Here is an 18,529-nt window from a genome sequence, read left to right on the forward strand (position 1 = left end):
AGAGAGCCCGATTTATTTAATAAAATCGATGTTTTTCATCTAATATATTACTGTGAATAATATTGATGCCGTCCAGCTGCGCAAGCTGGACCTCAACAGCCTGGTGGCGCTGCATGCGCTGCTCAGCACCCGCAGCGTCAGCCTGAGCGCCGCCAGGCTGTGCCTGGGGCAGCCGGCGGTCAGCCACATCCTCAAACGCTTGCGGGCGCTGACGGGCGACGAGCTGCTGTGCCGCCATGGCCGGCGCATGCTGTTGACGCCGTTGGCGGAGTCGCTGCTGGCGCCGCTGGAGGCCTGGCTGGAGCAGGGGCAGCGGCTGCTGCAGCCGCAGGTCTTCGATCCCGCCGCGCTGCAGGCCGAGTACCGGCTGGCGATGCCGGACTTGCTGGAGGCGGCCTTGCTGCCGGCTTTGATCGCCGCGCTGCAGGCGCAGGCGCCGGGATTGATCCTGCAGGTGGTGGCGATGCCGGCCGACCAAGTGGAGAGCGCGCTGGAGCACGGACGGATAGACGGCGCGCTGGGCTATTTCCCGCAGGCTTCCGCCCGGCTGGGCCGGCAGCCGTTGTTTGTCAGCCGCTTCGTCTGCTTCTACCACGCAGCGCAGATCGATATGCCCGCCGCGCTGCGCGCGGAGGATCTGGCGCGCCCGCCGCACATCCATACCTCTTACGCCGGCAACAGCGCCAGCCTGGTCGACGACTATCTGCGCGGCCAGGGGCGGCAAAGGCGGGTGATCGCTTCCACCGCCAGCCTGTTGGCGATTCCGTTGATCCTGGAGCGGCTGCCGGCGGTGGCGGTGCTGCCGGACATGATAGCCGGCGTGTTGCGCCGGGGAGACAATGCGCTGGAAATGCGGCGGCTGGCGGATGCCGATCTGCGGATCGGCATAGAGCATTTATGGCATCCGCGCCGCAATGCGGATCCGCTGCAGCAATTTTTCAACAGGCTGGTGCAAGAGCAATCCGCGGGTTTGGCCGGCAGGGAGCAGGAGTAGTTTGCAGCTGTTTTTTGCGGGATTTGCTTTAAAGACGGCAAGATTATTTAAATATAATGTTATTTTTAACGATGCATGTTGTTGGCCATGACGGATAATAGCCCTTTTATCAGCATCGGCTAATCATCTTATGCGCTCCATCCGACACAAGCTCATCTTGCTGACGGCGGTCTCCATCCTGGTTGCCACCCTAAGCGTCACCATCATTGCCTGCCTGAACATCCGCAACCACGCTTACGACGAAGCCAAGCGCGAAGTCACCCAGGTGCTGCAGCTGCAAGGGGGGCTGGTATCGGAATGGCTGGGTGTGCGCAAGAACCTGATCAGCGCCAGCCTCGGCAAGGCCGGCGATCCGCAGGCCAGCTACTATCTGCAGCAGATCGCCAAGGGAGGCGGCTTCAACATCATTTACGCCGGCCATGGCGACAGCGGCGAAATGTTCTACTCGGTGCCGGGCCGGGCGAAGCCCAGCGCCGACTACCAGCCGGCGCAGCGCCCCTGGTACCAGCAGGCCAAGGCCCAGGGCGGCCTGATCGTCACCGATCCGTACAAGGATTCCGAACCGGAGACCAAGGACAAGCTGGTGATCACCATCGCCGACAAGGCGCCGGGCCAGGAGATCGTCGTCGGCGGCGACATCCTGATCGACAAGCTGGTGAAATCGGTGCTGGACATCAAGCTGGCGGGCGGCGGCCATGCCTTCCTGCTGACCCGCCAAGGCAAGGTGATCGCGTATCCCAAGCCAGGCCAGGAGCTGAAGTCGATCAGCGAACTGATCCCGGCGCTGGACGACAGCCGCTTCCAGCAACTGGTGGCCAGCGGCGACGTGGCGCCGATGGAGATCGACGGAAAAACCTTCCTGGTGGACCTGCGCCAGGTGGAGGGCACCGACTGGGTGCTGGGCGTGGCGGCGGATGAAGAGGCGGTGCTGGCGCCGGTGACCCAGCTGATCTGGCTGATCAGCGGCGGCGTGGCGGTGGTGCTGCTGGTGCTGGTGGCTTTGAGCTCCGGCTATCTGACCCGACTGTTGCGCGGCCTGATCCAGGTGCGCGACGCGATGCGTGAAATTTCGCAGGGCGAGGGCGATCTGACCCGCCGCATCGAAATCCACGGCGAAGACGAAGTGGCGCAGACCGCCGAAGCGTTCAACCAGTTCGTCGGCCGCCTCAACGGCATGTTCCGCGAACTGCGCGGCGAGGCCGAGCAACTGGCGCACGGCGTGATCGAAGTGGGCGGCGCGGTGAAGCAGGTGGCCAACGACTCGCACCGCCTGGCAGACATCTCCAGCTCCAACGCCGCGGCGATCGAGCAGGTGACCGTCAGCATCTCGCATATCGCCGACGCCACCCGCGAAACCGATTCGCTGGCGCGCAACACTGGCGAGCACTCGCGCGAGAGCGCCGGCGACATGCAGCGCATCAGCAAGGAAATGGAGCAGACCAGCCAAGCGGTGGGCGAGCTGTCCGGCCTGCTGGCTTCGCTGGAGCAGCGTTCGCAGGAAATTTCCAAGATCACCAATGTGATCAGCGACATCGCCGACCAGACCAATCTGCTGGCGCTGAACGCGGCGATTGAGGCGGCGCGAGCCGGAGAACAGGGCCGCGGTTTCGCGGTGGTGGCCGACGAGGTGCGCAAGCTGGCCGAGCGCACCGGCAAGGCGACGGTGGAAATCAGCCAGATGGTGGAGAACATCCTGGGCGAAACCGGCAAGGCGGTGGGCAATATGCAGCGCACGGTGTCGGCGGTGGATACCAGCGTGGACCTGACCAGCCAGGCGCGCGGCCGGCTGATCGCCATCAGCGACGCGATGCAGCAGGTGATAGACAAGATCGGCGACGTGGCGCTGTCCACCAGCGAACAGCACAACGCCACCACCGCGATGGCGCAGAGCACCGAGTCGATCAACAACCAGATCCTGGATTCCGATGCCGCGCTGCAAGGCGCGATGCAGACGCTGGAAGCGCTGAACCGGCTGGCGCACAGCATGCAGGGAGCGTTTGGCCGCTTCAAGCTATAAAAACCAGGCGGCCTTGCCGCGTCCGCGTAGGCGAGTGTGGCAAAAATGCCATGTCGCACAACTATTATTGGTATGACAATCAGACTGTTCGAGTATTTGTGTTTTAATCTATCGCGGTATTTGTAAGCGCTGTTTACAATCACCCGGTCTTAAAAAACGCCAACTCGCCAAACGACAGTCAATCAAGCTCCAGGCATGGACTTGCCGCCCCGCGATGCGTGGGCGGTTTGCAGCGGGAAGGGCCGGGCAATTCGGCCCTTGCTTCGCGCTCAGCGGGTTGGCAACAGTCGATGAGAAGCTGATTGCCATGAAATCCATCCGTAGCAAGATTGCCCTGCTGTTGTCGCTAGCCATCCTGGTGGCGACCTGCAGCACCGCCGTCAGCGCTTATTTCAAGTTCCGCGACAACCTTTCCTCCAGCGTCGATACCCAGCTCGACCTGGCCATCACCGGCCAGCAGCGTTTTGTCTCCAGCTGGCTGGAACAGCGCAGGCAGATCATCGCCAGCGCCTTGCGCCATGGCGGCGAAGCCGATCCCACTCTTTACTTGCAGCAGCTGGCCGAAGCCGGCGGCTATACCCAGCTCTTCGTCGGCGATGGCGACACCAAGGGCATGGTCTATTCCATTCCCGGCAAGCAGAAGCCGACGCCTGAATACGATCCGGCCTCGCGCGGCTGGTTCAAGATGGCCAAGGCCAGCGGCCAGACCATCGTCACCGCGCCGTATCAGCCGGCCAGCGCTTCGATCAAGGATCTGGTGATCACCGTGGCCCAGGCGCTGCCGGGCGGCAACAAGGTGGTCGGCGGCGACATCGCCATCGGCCAACTGGTGAAGTCGGTGCTGTCGGTGTCGCTGCCGGGCAACGGCTTCGTGTTCCTGATGGGAAAGGACGGCAAGCTGATCGCCTATCCCAAGGCCGATACCGCGCTCAAGCCGCTGTCCGAGCTGATGCCGGAGATGGACGCCGCCCGCATCGGCAGCCTGCTGGACAAGCAGCAACTGGCCACGGTGCAGTTGGAAGGCAGCAGCCGTCTGCTGCGCCTGAGTTCGGTGGCGGGCAGCGACTGGGTGCTGGGCGTGGTGGTGGACCGCGAGCTCTTGGACGCTCCGCTGCGGCAGATGATGGTGGACATGCTGCTGGCGCTGGCGGCGGTGCTGGCGCTGACCCAGCTGCTGGCCGGCGCCTATCTGCGCCGCCTGCTCAAGGGCTTGCTGCAGGTGCGCGACGCGCTGCGCGAGATCGCCCAGGGCGAGGGCGACCTGACCCGCCGCATCAGCGCGAGCGGCGAGGATGAAGTGGCGCAGATGGCCGAGGCCTTCAACCAGTTCGTCGGCCGCCTGAACAGCCTGTTCCGCGAATTGCGCGGTGAGGCGGTGCAATTGGCCGACGGCGTGATCGCAGTGGGAGGCGACGTGGAGCGGCTGGCCGAGGATTCGCATGTGCTGGCCGACATCTCCAGTTCCAACGCCGCGGCGATCGAGCAGGTGACGGTAAGCATTTCCCACATCGCCGACGCCACTCGCGAAACCGACGAGCTGGCGCGCGACACCGGGGCCAATTCGCAGGCCAGTGCCGAGGAGCTGCGGCGCATCAGCGGCGCGATGGCGCGCACCAGCCAGTCGGTGGGCGAGCTGTCCGGCCTGCTGGCCTCGTTGGAGCAGCGCTCGCAGGAGATTTCCAAGATCACCGGGGTGATCCGCGACATCGCCGACCAGACCAATCTCTTGGCCTTGAACGCGGCGATCGAAGCGGCGCGCGCCGGCGAACAGGGCCGCGGCTTCGCGGTGGTGGCCGACGAAGTGCGCAAGCTGGCCGAGCGCACCGGCTCCGCCACGGTGGAAATCGGCAAGATGGTGGACAACATCCTGTCCGAAACCGGCAAGGCGGTGGGCAATATGCACAGCACCATAGGCGCGGTGGACAGCAGCGCGGAGCAGACCGAGCAGGCGCGCGCCCGGCTGGTGGACATCACTCGCGCGATGCAGCTGGTGGTGGAGAAGATCGGCGATGTGGCCTTGTCCACCGGCGAGCAGCACAACGCCACCACCGCGATGGCGCAGAGCACCGAGTCGATCAACAACAAGATCCTGGATTCCGACGCCGCCCTGCAGAGCGCGCAGCAGACGCTGAAAACGCTGGACGGCGTGGCGCGCAGCATGCAGGAAGCGTTCAGCCGCTTCAAATTGTAAACAAGCGAGCTTTTCCCGCGCCGACGCCAGCCCTGTGCTGGCGTTTTTGCTATTCAGGCGGGAAAATGGCAGAACGTGCTAATCAGAAAAGGCTGACGATGAACAAACTGTGGTTACCGCTATGGCTGCTGAGCCTGGCAGGCTGCTCGATGATTCCCACCCAGGAGGGGTATGCGCAGAAGGTGTACCGCTGGCAGGGCCGCGACATCAACGAGCTGTTGGGAGCCTGGGGCGCGCCGACCAAGAGCATGAAGATGCCCAACGGCAACACGCTCTATACCTATGACAAGGAAAGCACCGAGCAGCAGCCGTTGACGCAGAACACCCGCTTCGAGCCGGGCACCAAGCTCAGCGTCACCGACAGCAACGGCCAGACCCGGGTGGTGGAAACCCCAGGCCGCTGGGTGAATGGCGGCGTCAGCGGCGGCGGCAGCATCCATTACCAGTGCACCACCAATTTTGTGGTGGACAAGAAGACCCAGGAAGTGCTGAGCGTCAGCTTCGACGGCAACAACTGCCTGGCCTTGCCGCGCCAGTAGCGCTCATTTGCCGGCGCCCGGCAGCTGCCATTCGCCCTTGTTGTTGAACGGCAGGTTGGCCAGGCCGTTCAGGCCCTGCAGCTCGCCGCGGATTTCGTAGTTCAGCTTGCCCCCCGGCAGTTTCTGCCAGTTGGCCAATTGGCGGATCCAGGCGGCCAGCGAGGTATGCACCTGCAGCGCCACCAGGCCCTCGCCCTGGGCCGGGATGGACAGCTGCTGCGCGCTGGCGCCTTCCCCCAGTTGCTCGTCGCCCAGCAGCAGCTTGAAGTTGAGCCCGCTGGCGTTCAGCGGTATCGGATTGGGGTTGTTGATGCGCAGGGTGACGGTGAAGTTCTGTTCGAACAGCGTGCTTTTGCCCGGTTCGATATTGCTGAGGCTGACCTGCGGTTTCTTGAGACCGAAGGAGCCGCAGCCGGAAAGCAGCAATAGCAGCAGGGTGGTGGCGATCCATTTCATGGCGAGATTCCATCGATGAGGCAATCCGTCATTTTACCGGCGCGGCATGTGCCGTTGTGTAAAGGAACTGTGCTGAATTGTCGGGCGGCACGCCCCAAAAGAAACAGGCCATCGGATGATGGCCTGTTTCTTTTGGGGCGTGCCTAGTCAAAAACGCCTCGCCGGCGTCTTGTTCGGCGGCCGTTGCATGGTGGGATTGCCGGTGGTTTGGCTCAAGATCCCAGTCTTGCTCCAGTTCGGCCCATAGCGCCTGTTTTTGCGCGCGACGCTGGCCGGAGCGGCTCTGAGCGTGCGCGCCGCCCTTCTTCAGGATGGCTGCGCAAGCCAGCGGATTGCGCGGTTTGATGGTGTGCATGCTTGTTTCCAGATGGTTGTGCCGGATGGCGTGGCGATTCTTGACCCTGCGCGGGCTTTCTGTCAATGGGGAGCCGGAACGGGCCGCGCCCGTTCCGCCTGGCTCAGCGCGGGGACGGGGCGGACCCGTCCAGCCTGCCGAGTATCCGGTAGCCGGCGCTGACCCGCTCATCTAACGGATAGGACTTGTTGGCCAGGATCACCACTCCCAGCTTGCGGGCGGGAAGGAAGGCGACATAGGCGGAAAAGCCGTTGGTTGAGCCGGTCTTGTTGATCAGGACATCGGCAGCGGCGGGCTGGGGCTGTGGCAGTTTGCGGGCCGGCATGCCTTGATAGATGTAATCCGGCGCGTTGCCGGCAAGCAGTTGCTTCAATTGCAGCGGATACGGGTACTGCTCCCAGATCAGGTCCTGGGTCAGCACGCCGGCCTGGAAGTATGGAACATGGGTGGCGTCCACGGCGCGTTGCCACTGGCTGTCCAGTTTGCCCTGCCGCATATTGGCGTCCAAAAAGCGCGCCAGATCGGCGGCGCTGGCGCGCAGGCCATAGGCCTCGGCGGCCAGCACTCCCGGGCTCATCCTGGTCGGCGCATCCTGCTTGGTATAGCCCTGGGCGTAGTCCGGCATTTTGTCCGCCGGCACCTCGACGTAGCTGTGGCGCAAACCCAGGGCGGGGAACAGGCGCTTCTCTATCGCATCCGCGTAGCGCATGCCCAGGCTTTGCGCCGAAATCATGCCGAGCGCGCCTATGCCCAGATTGGAGTAGACGCGGTAGCTGCCTATCGGCTGGCTGGGTTGCCAGTGTTTCAGGTAGTCCATCAGCTTGTCGTCGTCGCTGACGCTGTCCGGCACGAACAGGGGCAGGCCGGAGGTTTGCGTGGCCAGGTTCAACAGGCTGGCCTGGTCCAATGGGCTGCCGCGCAGGGCCGGTAGGTATTTTCCGGGGGTGTCGGCCAGCGACAGCTTGCCCTGTTCCTGGGCATAAGCCGCCAGCGTGGCGGTGAAGGTCTTGCTGAGCGAGCCGATCTCGAACAAGGTGCTGTCCGTCACCGGCAAGTGCTCTTGCTTCGATGCCAGGCCATAGTTGTAGAGGTAGTGCTTGCCGTCGATGGTGACGGCCACCGCCATGCCGGGAATGGCGAGCCTTTCCATCAGCGGCTGTATGGTTTGATCCACGGCTTGCTTGACGAAGGCGGGATCGCCCCGGGAGGCGGCGTGGCTGCCGGCGGAGAGCAGGCTGGCGATCAGAAACGGCAGTAGCGGGAGGAGGCGTGGCTTGGCGGGGCGCATGGGCACTTTCGATCACGGGGTGGTTGAGCAGGGCTGACGGCATACGCCATCGGGGAGCCGGTTCAGAGCCGGGGAGCGACAGGAAAGTTCCGGTCTGGCGCGGCAGGACGCGGGTTCCGGAGATGGGAGCAGGGAGAGGACACAAGCGGCGCAGAGCGTCGCCTGTGCCAAACACAGGGTTACACCATCAGGCTGGCCACCTTGGTGGTGATGATGTCCACCGCCGGGTCGTTGGCGCCGTGGGGCAGGATCACGTCGGCGAAGCGCTTGGTCGGCTCGATGAACTGGTTGTGCATGGGCCGCACGGTGGACAGGTACTGCTCGATCACGTTTTCCATGGTGCGGCCGCGCTCGGCGATGTCGCGCTTGAGGCGGCGGATGAAGCGCACGTCGGAGTCGGTGTCGACGAAGATCTTCAGCGACATCATTTCGCGCAGCGCGGCGTCGTACAGCGGGAACAGGCCTTCGATCACGATCACCGGCGCCGGGTTGATGGTGACGGTGCGGTCGGAGCGGGTGTGGTTGGCGAAGTCGTACACCGGCATTTCGATGGCGCGGCCGTTGCGCAGGTCGTCGATGTGAGAGATCAGCAGCGGCCAGTCGAAAGCTTGAGGGTGGTCGTAGTTGGTGCCCAGGCGCTGCTCGAAGGTCAGGTGGCTCTGGTCGCGATAGTAGTAATCCTGGATGATCACCGCCGCCATCTCGGAACCAATGGTTTCCAGCACTTTGTTGGTAACCGTGGTTTTGCCGCTGCCGCTACCTCCGGCAACGCCAATGATGAAGGGGGTGCTCATGTCGGGATTCCTTGGTGTAATGAAATGATAAAAAACGCGCCATTCTAATGACTTATGGCGCGTTGTTCCACCCGATTTGCGACAGAATTGACTAAGCTTGCCGTTGCCCTTCCTCGCGGGCGGCTCGATACCACTCCTGCATGGCCGGCAGGGTCAGGATATGGCGGACATAGGCCTGCGAGACGTGCGGCAGCTTGACGTTGTAGGTTTCGAAGCGGGTGCAGATCGGCGCGAAAAAGGCATCGGCGATGGAGAAGCGGCCGAACAGGAACTCGCCGTCGGCCGCATGCCGCTGCCGGTGCTCTTCCCATAGCGAGACGATGCGCGCGATGTCGGACTCCACCGCCGGCGAGCTTTCGTAATCTATCTGCCTGAGCGAGATGTCCATCGACAGGCTCTGCCGCAGCGCGGCGAAGCCGGAGTGGATTTCCGCCGCGATGGAGCGGGCGACGGCGCGCAGTCTGGCGTCGTCCGGCCACAGGCGGGCGCCGGGGAAGCATTCCGCCAGGTATTCGCAGATCGCCAGCGAATCCCACACCCTGAGCTTGTCGTCCACCAGCACCGGCACCTTGCCTGCCGGGTTGGCGGCGAGGATGCGGGCCTTGCTGTCCGACAAGTACAGGTCTATCTGCTGTTCATTGAATGGCTCGTCCAGCATTTTCAGCACCAGCCAGGGACGCAGCGACCATGAAGAGTAATTCTTGTTGCCGATGACCAGGGTGAACATAGCGGCTCCGTATCTCGGGCGGGCGTCATTGCCGGCGCAGGTTGTTGGATCATACCCCCGCCATCGCGCTTTTTCATCCGCGTAGCTTGCAAAAAGCAGCATGCCCCGCGCGGGCGGGGCATGCTGGGGAGCGGAACGGCGGATTATTCCGCTTCGTCTATCCAGGCCTGCTGGATCGCCTCCAGCACCCGTTCGCCGCCGCGGCTATGGTCGTCGTCAAAGCCGGGCAGCATCACCACCCAGTTGTGCAGGTCGACGAAGCGCACGGTTTTCGGGTCCACTTCGGGATGGGCATCGGCCAGTTCGATGGCGATGTCGTTGACGTCGGTCCATTTCATGTCGCTTCTCCTGGCTCAGTGGTGCTCGCGGGCGTGGTTGATGGTGTAGCGCGGAATCTCGATCACCAGGTCCTCGTCGGCGACGAGGGCCTGGCAGGACAGGCGCGATTGCGCTTCCAGGCCCCAGGCCTTGTCCAGCAGGTCTTCCTCCAGCTCGTCGGCCTCGTTCAGCGAGCCGCCGCCTTCGCGCACGATGCAGTGGCAGGTGGTGCAGGCGCAGGACAGCTCACAGGCGTGCTCGATTTCGATGTCGTGGGCCAGCAGAACCTCGCAGATGCTCTGGCCGGTTTCGGCGTTGTCTATCACGGCGCCTTCCGGACACAGGTCGGCGTGGGGCAAAACGATGATGCGCGGCATGGCGTATCCTTACAGATCGGTAATCTTGTGGCCCTTCAACGCGCGTTGGATATTGCGGTCCATGCGGCGGGCGGCGAAGGTTTCGGTGGCGTGGTTGAGCGCGGCGGTGGCCTCGTTGATGCGGCGGGTGACGCCGTCGGCGATGGCTCGCTCGATGGTGTCCACCGCGACCGCCACTGCGGCTTGTTCGGCGTCGTCGAGCAGGTCGCCGTCCCGAGCCAGCGCGTTGCGGGTGGCGTCGCGCAGGCTTTCGGCGTCGACGATGGCCTCGCGCAGCTTGCGCGCCTCGATGTCTTCATGCACGTTGGCCATCGACTCGGTCAGCATGCGGCTGATTTCGTCGTCGGACAGGCCGTATGACGGCTTCACCTCGATGCTGGCTTCCACGCCGGAGGTCTGCTCGCGCGCGGTGACGGCCAGCAGGCCGTCGGCGTCCACCTGGAAGGTGATGCGGATGCGCGCCGCGCCCGCCACCATCGGCGGAATGCCGGACAGCACGAATTTGGCCAGGCTGCGGCAATCGGACACCAGTTCGCGCTCGCCCTGCAGCACGTGGATGGACATCGCGGTCTGGCCGTCCTTGAAGGTGGTGAAGTCCTGCGCGCGCGCCACCGGAATGGTGCTGTTGCGCGGGATGATCTTTTCGGTGAGGCCGCCCATGGTCTCGATGCCCAGCGACAGCGGCAGCACGTCCAGCAGCAGCCACTCGTCGTCCTGCTTGTTGCCGGCCAGCACATTGGCCTGGATGGCGGCGCCCAGCGCCACCACCTTGTCGGGATCGAGGTTGGTCAGCGGCACCCGGCTGAAGAAGTCGGCCACGGCCTTCTGCACATGCGGCATGCGGGTGGCGCCGCCCACCATCACCACGCCCTGGACGTCTTCCGGTGCGATGCGGGCGTCGCGCAACGCCTTGCGCACCGGCAGCAGGGTCTTGTCCACCAGGGTTTTGGTGATCTGGTGCAACTGCTTCTGATCCAGCTCCAGGTCCAGCGCCTGGCCGTCGGACAGGATGGCGGTGATGCGGGTGACGGCGTGGTCGGTCAGCGCTTCCTTGGCTTCGCGCGCGCGGGTGTGCAACAGGCGCATGTCGTGGGCGGACAGGCCTGACAGGCCGGCGGATTCCAGCATCCAGCAGAACACGCGGTGGTCGAAGTCGTCGCCGCCCAGCGCCGAGTCGCCGCTGGTGGACAGCACTTCGAATACGCCGCGGCTCAGCTTGAGGATGGACACGTCCAGCGTGCCGCCGCCCAGGTCGTACACCACGTAGGTGCCCTCGCTGCCGTTGTCCAGGCCGTAGGCGATGGCGGCGGCGGTGGGTTCGTTGAGCAGGCGCAGCACATTGAGGCCGGCCAGGCGGGCGGCGTCCTTGGTGGCCTGGCGCTGGGCGTCGTCGAAATAGGCCGGCACGGTGATCACCGCGCCGGTCAGTTCGCCGCCCAGGCTGTCTTCCGCGCGCTGTTTCAGAGCGCGCAGGATGTCGGATGACACTTCCACCGGGCTCTTGACGCCGGCGCACGTATGCAGTTGCAGCATGCCGGGGGCGTCGACGAAGCGGTAAGGCAGGCTGCCGATGTCTTTCAGGTCGGACAGGCCGCGGCCCATGAAGCGCTTGACCGAGACGATGGTGTTGTGCGGATCGCGGTTCTGTTCGCGTTGCGCCTCGTATCCCACCGCCAGCACGCCATCCGCGCCGTAGCGCACTACCGATGGCAGCAGGCTGCGGCCGTGCTCGTCCGGCAGAACGGCGGCGGAGCCGCTCTTGACGGTGGCCACCAGCGAGTTGGTGGTGCCCAGGTCTATGCCTACGGCCAGGCGGTGTTGGTGCGGAGCGGCGGAGAGGCCGGGTTCGGCGATTTGCAGTAGAGCCATGTCGTGGTGGTCTTTGTGTCGTTGCTCAGGGGCGGCGTCGCAGCCGGATCAATCCAGCAGGCTTTCGATGGCGTCGCCGATTTCCTGGTCCAGCTTTTCCATGAAACGCAATTTTCGCACCAGAACGGTGGCGCCGTCCAAGTCGGCGCGGCTGTCCAGCGCCTGTTCCAGCGTAGACAGCAGCGATTTCACCTCGCCGCGCAGCCGGGATGACAGGGTTTCCAGCCGGGCCAGGTCGCGGCGGGCGTCGTCGATGTCCTCGCGCCATTCCATCTGCGCCATCAGGAAGTCGCCCGGCATCGCGGTGTTGCTTTCCTCCTGGGTGTCGACGCCGGACAGCAGCAGCAGGTAGCGGGCGCGCGACAACGGCGATTTCAGCGTCTGGTAGGCTTCGTTGACGCGGGTGGACAGCATCAGCGCGCTGCGTTTTTCGGCGTCGGAGCTGGCGGCGTAGCGGTCGGGGTGAACCTGGGCGGCGGCGGCGCGCCAGGCGCCGTCCAGCTGTTGTCTGTCGATGGCGAAACGCCGCGGCAGGCCGAACAGGTTGAAGAAGTCTTGGCTGAAATCGGTGTTCATCAGGCTTCCAGAAGGACGGGTATGCATTGCGTTCCGCCAAAGAACAAGGCGGAGGATGACGTCTTGGCCGTCAACGCTCCGCCGGGGCTGGCGCGGCGCCAGGGATCAGACGTTGAAGCTCTCGCCGCAACCGCACTCGTTCTTGACGTTGGGGTTGTTGAACTTGAAGCCCTCGTTCAGGCCTTCCTTGCCGTAGTCCAGCTCGGTGCCGTCCAGATAGGCCAGGCTCTTGGCGTCGGTGAAGATGGAGACGCCATGGCTGTCGAAGCGCAGGTCGTCGTCGTTGGCGACATCGACGAACTCCAGCTTGTAGGCCATGCCGGAACAGCCGGAGGTCTTCACGCCAAGGCGCACGCCCAAGCCCTTGCCGCGCTTGGCGATAAAAGCGCTGATATGGGCGGCGGCGCGTTCGGAGAGAGTAAGTGCCATAACCGTTCCCGGATTACTTGCCGTGCTTCTGTTTATAGTCTTCCACCGCGGCCTTGATCGCGTCTTCGGCCAGGATGGAGCAGTGGATCTTCACCGGCGGCAGCGCCAGTTCCTCGGCGATGGCGGTGTTCTTGATGGTCAGCGCCTCGTCCAGCGACTTGCCCTTCACCCACTCGGTGACGAGGGAGGAGGAGGCGATGGCGGAGCCACAGCCGTAAGTCTTGAACTTGGCGTCTTCAATCACGCCGTCGGCGCCCACCTTGATCTGCAGCTTCATCACGTCGCCGCAGGCCGGCGCGCCGACCATGCCGGTGCCGATGCTGTCGTCGCCCTTTTCGAAGGAACCCACATTGCGCGGATTCTCGTAATGATCCATTACCTTGTCGCTGTATGCCATGATTTTCTCCTGCCAGCCCGCGCCGCGCGGCGCGGGCAATCTTGATGGATTAGTGCGCAGCCCACTGCACGCTGTTGAGGTCGACGCCGTCCTTGAACATCTCCCACAACGGCGACAGTTCGCGCAGCTTGCCGATTTTGGACTTCAACAGCGCGATGGTGAAGTCGATCTCTTCCTCGGTGGTGAAGCGGCCGAGGGTGAAGCGGATGGAGCTGTGCGCCATCTCGTCGTTGCGTCCCAGCGCGCGCAGCACGTAGGACGGCTCCAGCGAGGCCGAGGTGCAGGCCGAGCCGCTGGACACGGCCAGATCCTTGATGGCCATGATCAGGCTTTCGCCTTCGACGAAGTTGAAGCTGACATTTAGGTTGTGCGGCACGCGCTGGTCGATGTCGCCGTTGATGTAGACCTCTTCCATGTCCTTGATGCCGTTCCACAGCCGGTCGCGCAGCATGCGGATGCGCTCGTTTTCGCTGTCCATGTCCTCGCGGGCGATGCGGAAGGCTTCGCCCATGCCGACGATCTGATGGCTGGCGAGGGTGCCGGAGCGGAAGCCGCGCTCATGGCCGCCGCCGTGCATCTGCGCTTCCAGGCGCACGCGCGGCTTGCGGCGCACGTACAGCGCGCCTATGCCCTTGGGGCCGTACACCTTGTGCGCGGACAGGCTCATCAGGTCGACTTTCAGCGTGGCGAGGTCGATCTTGACCTTGCCCGGCGCCTGGGTGGCGTCAACGTGGAAGATGATGCCTTTCTCGCGGCAGATCTCGCCGATCTGCGGAATGTCCTGGATCACGCCGATCTCGTTGTTGACGTACATCACAGATACCACGATGGTGTCCGGGCGGATCGCGGCCTTGAATTTTTCCAGGTCGATCAGGCCGTTGTCCTGCACGTCCAGATAAGTGACTTCGAAGCCCTGGCGTTCCAGTTCGCGACAGGTGTCCAGCACCGCCTTGTGCTCGGTCTTGACGGTGATCAGGTGTTTGCCCTTGCTCTTGTAGAACTGGGCGGCGCCCTTGATCGCCAGGTTGTCGGACTCGGTGGCGCCGGAGGTCCAGACGATTTCCTTGGGATCGGCACCGATCAGCCGGGCTACTTCGACGCGCGCGTTCTCGACCGCTTCTTCCGCTTCCCAGCCGAAGCTGTGGCTGCGGGAGGCGGGGTTGCCGAACTTCCCGGTCAGGTAGGGAATCATTTTTTCGGCGACGCGCGGGTCCACCGGAGTGGTGGCCGAGTAATCCAGATAGATCGGTAGCTTGGGCTGGCTCATTTACATAATCTCCACAAGATGTTCAGGCGCTTACAGGGCTCGGCTGGCAGCGGCAAGGTGAGGGGTGCTACAGCTGTCGCGCTTGTCCTGCACCACGCTGGTCTCCTTGGCGTGCTGCTCGGCCTGTTCGGCGACCAGGCTGGCAAGGCTTACCTTGGAGAGGTAGTCGAATATGGTGACGTTGAGGTTGGTCCACAAGTCATGCGTCATGCAGCGCTGGCTGCCGCGGCAGTTCTCGCGACCGCCGCACTGGGTGGCGTCCACCGGTTCGTCGACCGCGGTGATGATGTCGGCCACCGAAATCTCGCGCGTTTCCTTGGCCAGGGTATAGCCGCCGCCGGGACCGCGCACGCTGTCCACCAACTCGGCGCGCCGGAGCTTGCCGAACAGCTGCTCCAGGTAGGACAACGAGATGCTCTGGCGTTCGCTGATGCCGGCCAGGGTGACTGGGCCGCCCTGCTCGCGCATGGCGAGATCCAGCATGGCAGTGACGGCAAAACGTCCTTTGGTGGTGAGGCGCATGGGTTTTCGTTCCGGTGGGTGGTACTGTCCCAGATTATACCTAATATCCGACTAAATTAGTCAAGTATTTGTCAGGCACACCTGCCACCGGATGCAGTAAAGCCGAATATTTTACTAGCTTTAACTTGTTGCCGGCTATGGATTTCTTACTTTTTGCGGGGGCTTGTGTAAAATCGCTGCAATCTTCGGCCGAGTCGTCCCGCATGGGGCCGGCTCCGGCATCGACGAGCCGTCCGGGACCCTGGTCCGCCGGCGCTTGTCCGCCATGCTTGCTCCCGCAACAGGGGGTGGAAAAGGAATAAAAACATGCACAAGGTTGTTATCAGCGGGACTGGCCTGTTCACCCCGCCCAATGCCGTCAGCAATGCCGAGCTGGTGGAGGCGTTCAATGCCTATGTCCGGGAATTCAACGCCGCCAACCAGGCGGCGATCGCCGCCGGCGCGGTGGCGGAACTGGCCGAGTCCAGCGCTGAGTTCATTGAAAAAGCCTCGGGCATCAAGCAGCGCTTTCTGATGGACAAGAGCGGCGTGCTCGATCCGGCGCGGATGACGCCGCATCTGCCGGAGCGCGGCAACGACGAGTTGTCGCTGCAGGCCGAAATGGCTGTCAATGCGGCGCGCGAGGCGCTGGCCGCGGCCGGGCGTCTCGCCGCCGACATCGACATGGTGATCGTCGCCTGCTCCAATATGCAACGGCCGTACCCGGCGATGGCGGTGGAGGTGCAGCAGGCGCTGGGTATCAATGGCTACGCGTTCGATATGAACGTCGCCTGCTCGTCGGCCACCTTCGGCATCCAGACCGCGGTCAATGCCATTGCCAGCGGCCAGGCGCGCGCGGTGCTGATGGTTAACCCCGAGATCTGCTCCGCCCACCTGAACTTCCGCGACCGCGACAGCCATTTCATCTTCGGCGACGCCTGCACCGCGGTGGTGCTGGAGCGCGCCGACGCCGCGACCTCGGCGCAGCGTTTCGAGGTGCTGGGCTGCAAGCTGGCCACGCTGTTCTCCAACAACATCCGCAACAATTTCGGCTTCCTCAACCGCTGCGACGAGGCTGGCATCGGCCAGCCGGACAAGTTGTTCATCCAGCAGGGCCGCAAGGTGTTCAAGGAGGTCTGCCCTATGGTGGGCGAGCACATCGTCAGCCATCTGGACAGCCTGCAGATCGGCGCCGCCGATGTGCGCCGTTTCTGGCTGCACCAGGCCAATTTGGCGATGAACCAGCTGATCGCCCGCCGGGTGCTGGGGCGCGACGCCGACAATGTCGAAGCGCCGGTGATACTGGATCGTTATGCCAACACCAGTTCGGCCGGCTCCATCATCGCCTTCCATCTGCATTCGCATGATCTTCAGGCGGGCGATGTCGGCGTCATCTCTTCTTTCGGCGCGGGCTATTCCGTCGGTTCCGTGGTGTTGAAGAAGCAGTAATCCGCTGTCACGGCTGGCAGCCGTCATGGCTGCGGCCGCCATAAAAAAGCCAGAGGGCGCTTGTCAAAAGCGCCCTCTGTGCATAATGTATCCCCCACCAGCCAAGTCACAAGGCTCAGGTTGAATATCAGAAAAGACTGTAAATAGTCTGGACAAAGGAAAAGGGAAACATTATGCAAGCTTTCAAAAAGCTGCTGGTTGCAGGCGCGATCGCGGGTTCTTCATTGGCGGCGCATGCCGCCGGCACTCTGGTGTTCTGCTCGGAGGGTAGCCCGGCCGGCTTCGACCCGGGCCAGTACACCACAGGCACCGATTTCGACGCCGCCGCGGAAACCGTCTTCAACCGCCTGGTGCAATTCCAGCGCGGCGGCACCAAGGTGGTGCCGGGCCTGGCGGAGAAATGGGATGTGGCCGCCGACGGACTGTCCTACACCTTCCACCTGCGCAAGGGCGTCAAGTTCCAGACCACCGACTACTTCAAGCCTACGCGCGATTTCAACGCAGACGACGTGCTGTTCACCTTCAACCGCATGATCGACAAGAATAATCCGTTCCGCAAGGCCTACCCGACCGAATTCCCGTACTTCTCCGACATGGGCATGGACGAGAACATCGTCAAGGTGGAGAAGGTGGACCCGTATACCGTCAAGTTCGCGCTGAAGAAGGTGGACGCCGCCTTTGTGCAGAACCTGGCGATGAGCTTCGCCTCCATCCAGTCGGGCGAATACGCCGATAAGCTGCTGAAGGACGGCAAGCCGCAGCTGATCAACCAGCAGCCGGTGGGCACCGGCCCGTTCATCTTCAAGCGCTACCAGAAGGACGCGCAGATTCGCTTCGCCGCCAACAAGCAGTACTGGGACAAGGCTGACGGCCCCAAGGTGGACAACCTGGTGTTCGCCATCACCACCGACGCCTCGGTGCGCTATCAGAAGCTGAAGGCTGGCGAGTGCCAGATCACCACCTTCCCGCGACCGACCGACATCGCCGCGATGAAGGCCGATCCCAAGATGAACGTGATCGCGCAGGCCGGCTTCAACCTGGGCTACCTCGCCTATAACGTCAAGCACAAGCCGATGGACAAGCTGGAAGTGCGCCAGGCGCTGGACATGTCCATCAACAAGAAGGCCATCCTGCAGGCGGTGTACCAGGGCGCCGGCCAGGCGGCCACCAATCCGATGCCGCCGACCCAGTGGTCGTACAACAAGAGCTTGAAGGACGCGCCTTACGACGTGGCCAAGGCCAAGGCGCTGCTGGCCAAGGCCGGCTATCCCAACGGCTTTGAAATCACCTTGTGGGCGATGCCGGTTCAGCGCCCGTACAACCCCAACGCCAAGCTGATGGCGGAAATGATCCAGTCCGACTGGGCCAAGATCGGCGTCAAGGCCAAGATCACCTCCTACGAGTGGGGCGAGTACATCAAGCGCGCCAAGGCCGGCGAGCACGACGCGATGCTGATCGGCTGGACCGGCGACAACGGCGATCCGGACAACTGGCTGGGCACCCAGCTGGGCTGCGACGCGCTCAACGGCAACAACTTCGCCAAGTGGTGCTACAAGCCGTTTGAAGACCTGATCCAGAAGGGCAAGAGCACCGCCAACGTCGCCGAGCGCACCAAGCTGTACATGAAGGCGCAGGAGATCGTGAAGCAGCAGCTGCCCTACACCGCCATCGCCCACTCCACCGTCAACCAGCCGATGCTGAAGTCGGTGCAGGGCTTCAAGGTCAGCCCGTTCGGCCTGAACTCCTTCTACGGCGTCAGCGTCAAGTAAGGCGGTCCGAGCAGGACGTAATCACATGAGGCGGCGGGGAGCGCGCTCCCCCCGCTTTGAGACAAGTGTAGGCGCAGGCAGCCGTCCGCTAGAGAGGGCGCCGGCGTCTACATGGCAGTATCTGCACAGGAATGGAGTGGAGGCGAGGGCAAGGAGCCGGCTTGAGGCCGGCTTGACCTGCGTCAAGCCGCAGGGCCGGGGAGGCTGATATTGTTC

The 18,529-nt window shown here is 63.5% G+C and carries 19 protein-coding genes; 6 read left to right on the forward strand and 13 right to left on the reverse strand.

Annotation, left to right across the window (positions count from 1 at the left end; translation table 11 throughout):
* Positions 1 to 52: 52 nt before the first annotated feature.
* From BI347_RS11320 to BI347_RS11335, 4 genes are all read left to right on the forward strand, one after another.
* A complete protein-coding gene (locus BI347_RS11320) occupies positions 53 to 994 on the forward strand; it encodes a LysR family transcriptional regulator (RefSeq protein ID WP_083338829.1) in 942 nt (313 codons plus the stop codon).
* Between the two features lie 130 nt (positions 995 to 1,124).
* Entirely contained in the window at positions 1,125 to 3,011 is a 1,887-nt protein-coding gene (locus BI347_RS11325; RefSeq protein ID WP_071115899.1) for a methyl-accepting chemotaxis protein, read from the forward strand.
* 307 nt (positions 3,012 to 3,318) lie between these two features.
* Positions 3,319 to 5,202 (forward strand): methyl-accepting chemotaxis protein, encoded by a 1,884-nt coding sequence (locus BI347_RS11330; RefSeq protein ID WP_071115900.1) that lies wholly within the window; start codon positions 3,319 to 3,321, stop codon positions 5,200 to 5,202.
* A 98-nt stretch (positions 5,203 to 5,300) separates the two neighbouring features.
* Positions 5,301 to 5,741, forward strand: a complete 441-nt coding sequence (locus BI347_RS11335) for a hypothetical protein (RefSeq protein WP_071112670.1) — start codon at positions 5,301 to 5,303, stop codon at positions 5,739 to 5,741.
* A gap of 3 nt (positions 5,742 to 5,744) precedes the next feature.
* Here BI347_RS11335 and BI347_RS11340 read toward each other — a convergent pair whose 3' ends face one another.
* From BI347_RS11340 to iscR, 13 genes are all read right to left on the reverse strand, one after another.
* The gene (locus BI347_RS11340; RefSeq protein WP_071112671.1) at positions 5,745 to 6,197 is read right to left on the reverse strand and encodes an LEA/WHy family protein; all 453 of its coding nucleotides are present in this window, start codon (positions 6,195 to 6,197) and stop codon (positions 5,745 to 5,747) included.
* 28 nt (positions 6,198 to 6,225) lie between these two features.
* Entirely contained in the window at positions 6,226 to 6,552 is a 327-nt protein-coding gene (locus BI347_RS11345) for a hypothetical protein (RefSeq protein WP_071115901.1), read from the reverse strand.
* Between the two features lie 103 nt (positions 6,553 to 6,655).
* Positions 6,656 to 7,840, reverse strand: coding sequence for a class C beta-lactamase (ampC, locus tag BI347_RS11350; RefSeq protein ID WP_071112673.1), 1,185 nt, complete (start codon positions 7,838 to 7,840; stop codon positions 6,656 to 6,658).
* Between the two features lie 179 nt (positions 7,841 to 8,019).
* Positions 8,020 to 8,634 (reverse strand): uridine kinase, encoded by a 615-nt coding sequence (udk, locus tag BI347_RS11355; protein ID WP_071112674.1) that lies wholly within the window; start codon positions 8,632 to 8,634, stop codon positions 8,020 to 8,022.
* Positions 8,635 to 8,725: 91 nt separating this feature from the next.
* Positions 8,726 to 9,361, reverse strand: coding sequence for a glutathione S-transferase family protein (locus BI347_RS11360; RefSeq protein WP_071115902.1), 636 nt, complete (start codon positions 9,359 to 9,361; stop codon positions 8,726 to 8,728).
* Positions 9,362 to 9,504: 143 nt separating this feature from the next.
* Entirely contained in the window at positions 9,505 to 9,699 is a 195-nt protein-coding gene (gene iscX, locus BI347_RS11365) for a Fe-S cluster assembly protein IscX (protein WP_071112676.1), read from the reverse strand.
* Between the two features lie 15 nt (positions 9,700 to 9,714).
* Positions 9,715 to 10,056 (reverse strand): ISC system 2Fe-2S type ferredoxin, encoded by a 342-nt coding sequence (gene fdx, locus BI347_RS11370; protein ID WP_071112677.1) that lies wholly within the window; start codon positions 10,054 to 10,056, stop codon positions 9,715 to 9,717.
* Positions 10,057 to 10,065: 9 nt separating this feature from the next.
* Positions 10,066 to 11,925 carry a Fe-S protein assembly chaperone HscA gene (gene hscA, locus BI347_RS11375; RefSeq protein WP_071115903.1) on the reverse strand — a complete coding sequence of 620 codons (1,860 nt, stop codon included), beginning with the start codon at positions 11,923 to 11,925 and terminating at the stop codon, positions 10,066 to 10,068.
* Positions 11,926 to 11,973: 48 nt separating this feature from the next.
* Complete coding sequence (gene hscB / locus BI347_RS11380; protein WP_071115904.1) at positions 11,974 to 12,501, reverse strand: Fe-S protein assembly co-chaperone HscB; 528 nt, start codon at positions 12,499 to 12,501, stop codon at positions 11,974 to 11,976.
* Between the two features lie 105 nt (positions 12,502 to 12,606).
* Positions 12,607 to 12,930, reverse strand: coding sequence for an iron-sulfur cluster assembly protein IscA (gene iscA / locus BI347_RS11385; RefSeq protein ID WP_071112680.1), 324 nt, complete (start codon positions 12,928 to 12,930; stop codon positions 12,607 to 12,609).
* 13 nt (positions 12,931 to 12,943) lie between these two features.
* Positions 12,944 to 13,327 (reverse strand): Fe-S cluster assembly scaffold IscU, encoded by a 384-nt coding sequence (iscU, locus tag BI347_RS11390; protein WP_071112955.1) that lies wholly within the window; start codon positions 13,325 to 13,327, stop codon positions 12,944 to 12,946.
* A gap of 49 nt (positions 13,328 to 13,376) precedes the next feature.
* Entirely contained in the window at positions 13,377 to 14,594 is a 1,218-nt protein-coding gene (locus BI347_RS11395) for an IscS subfamily cysteine desulfurase (RefSeq protein ID WP_071112681.1), read from the reverse strand.
* 30 nt (positions 14,595 to 14,624) lie between these two features.
* Positions 14,625 to 15,116 (reverse strand): Fe-S cluster assembly transcriptional regulator IscR, encoded by a 492-nt coding sequence (gene iscR, locus BI347_RS11400; protein WP_071112682.1) that lies wholly within the window; start codon positions 15,114 to 15,116, stop codon positions 14,625 to 14,627.
* A gap of 306 nt (positions 15,117 to 15,422) precedes the next feature.
* On the opposite strand from iscR, the gene BI347_RS11405 reads away from it, so the two are divergent.
* Both BI347_RS11405 and BI347_RS11410 read left to right on the forward strand, forming a co-directional pair.
* Complete coding sequence (locus BI347_RS11405) at positions 15,423 to 16,544, forward strand: beta-ketoacyl-ACP synthase III (RefSeq protein ID WP_071115905.1); 1,122 nt, start codon at positions 15,423 to 15,425, stop codon at positions 16,542 to 16,544.
* Between the two features lie 173 nt (positions 16,545 to 16,717).
* Positions 16,718 to 18,313, forward strand: a complete 1,596-nt coding sequence (locus BI347_RS11410) for an ABC transporter substrate-binding protein (RefSeq protein ID WP_071115906.1) — start codon at positions 16,718 to 16,720, stop codon at positions 18,311 to 18,313.
* The last annotated feature ends 216 nt before the right edge of the window (positions 18,314 to 18,529 follow it).

The organism is Chromobacterium sphagni, assembly GCF_001855575.1.
In the GTDB taxonomy this organism is placed as follows: Bacteria; Pseudomonadota; Gammaproteobacteria; order Burkholderiales; family Chromobacteriaceae; genus Chromobacterium; species Chromobacterium sphagni.

Coding starts and splice junctions, on each gene's coding strand:
- BI347_RS11325 (WP_071115899.1), top strand. CDS start 1,125: ATGCGCTCCATCCGACACAAGCTCATCTTGCTGACGGCGGTCTCCATC.
- BI347_RS11330 (WP_071115900.1), top strand. CDS start 3,319: ATGAAATCCATCCGTAGCAAGATTGCCCTGCTGTTGTCGCTAGCCATC.
- BI347_RS11335 (WP_071112670.1), top strand. CDS start 5,301: ATGAACAAACTGTGGTTACCGCTATGGCTGCTGAGCCTGGCAGGCTGC.
- BI347_RS11340 (WP_071112671.1), bottom strand. CDS start 6,197: ATGAAATGGATCGCCACCACCCTGCTGCTATTGCTGCTTTCCGGCTGC.
- BI347_RS11345 (WP_071115901.1), bottom strand. CDS start 6,552: ATGCACACCATCAAACCGCGCAATCCGCTGGCTTGCGCAGCCATCCTG.
- ampC (WP_071112673.1), bottom strand. CDS start 7,840: ATGCGCCCCGCCAAGCCACGCCTCCTCCCGCTACTGCCGTTTCTGATC.
- udk (WP_071112674.1), bottom strand. CDS start 8,634: ATGAGCACCCCCTTCATCATTGGCGTTGCCGGAGGTAGCGGCAGCGGC.
- BI347_RS11360 (WP_071115902.1), bottom strand. CDS start 9,361: ATGTTCACCCTGGTCATCGGCAACAAGAATTACTCTTCATGGTCGCTG.
- iscX (WP_071112676.1), bottom strand. CDS start 9,699: ATGAAATGGACCGACGTCAACGACATCGCCATCGAACTGGCCGATGCC.
- fdx (WP_071112677.1), bottom strand. CDS start 10,056: ATGCCGCGCATCATCGTTTTGCCCCACGCCGACCTGTGTCCGGAAGGC.
- hscA (WP_071115903.1), bottom strand. CDS start 11,925: ATGGCTCTACTGCAAATCGCCGAACCCGGCCTCTCCGCCGCTCCGCAC.
- hscB (WP_071115904.1), bottom strand. CDS start 12,501: ATGAACACCGATTTCAGCCAAGACTTCTTCAACCTGTTCGGCCTGCCG.
- iscA (WP_071112680.1), bottom strand. CDS start 12,930: ATGGCACTTACTCTCTCCGAACGCGCCGCCGCCCATATCAGCGCTTTT.
- iscU (WP_071112955.1), bottom strand. CDS start 13,327: ATGGCATACAGCGACAAGGTAATGGATCATTACGAGAATCCGCGCAAT.
- BI347_RS11395 (WP_071112681.1), bottom strand. CDS start 14,594: ATGAGCCAGCCCAAGCTACCGATCTATCTGGATTACTCGGCCACCACT.
- iscR (WP_071112682.1), bottom strand. CDS start 15,116: ATGCGCCTCACCACCAAAGGACGTTTTGCCGTCACTGCCATGCTGGAT.
- BI347_RS11405 (WP_071115905.1), top strand. CDS start 15,423: ATGCACAAGGTTGTTATCAGCGGGACTGGCCTGTTCACCCCGCCCAAT.
- BI347_RS11410 (WP_071115906.1), top strand. CDS start 16,718: ATGCAAGCTTTCAAAAAGCTGCTGGTTGCAGGCGCGATCGCGGGTTCT.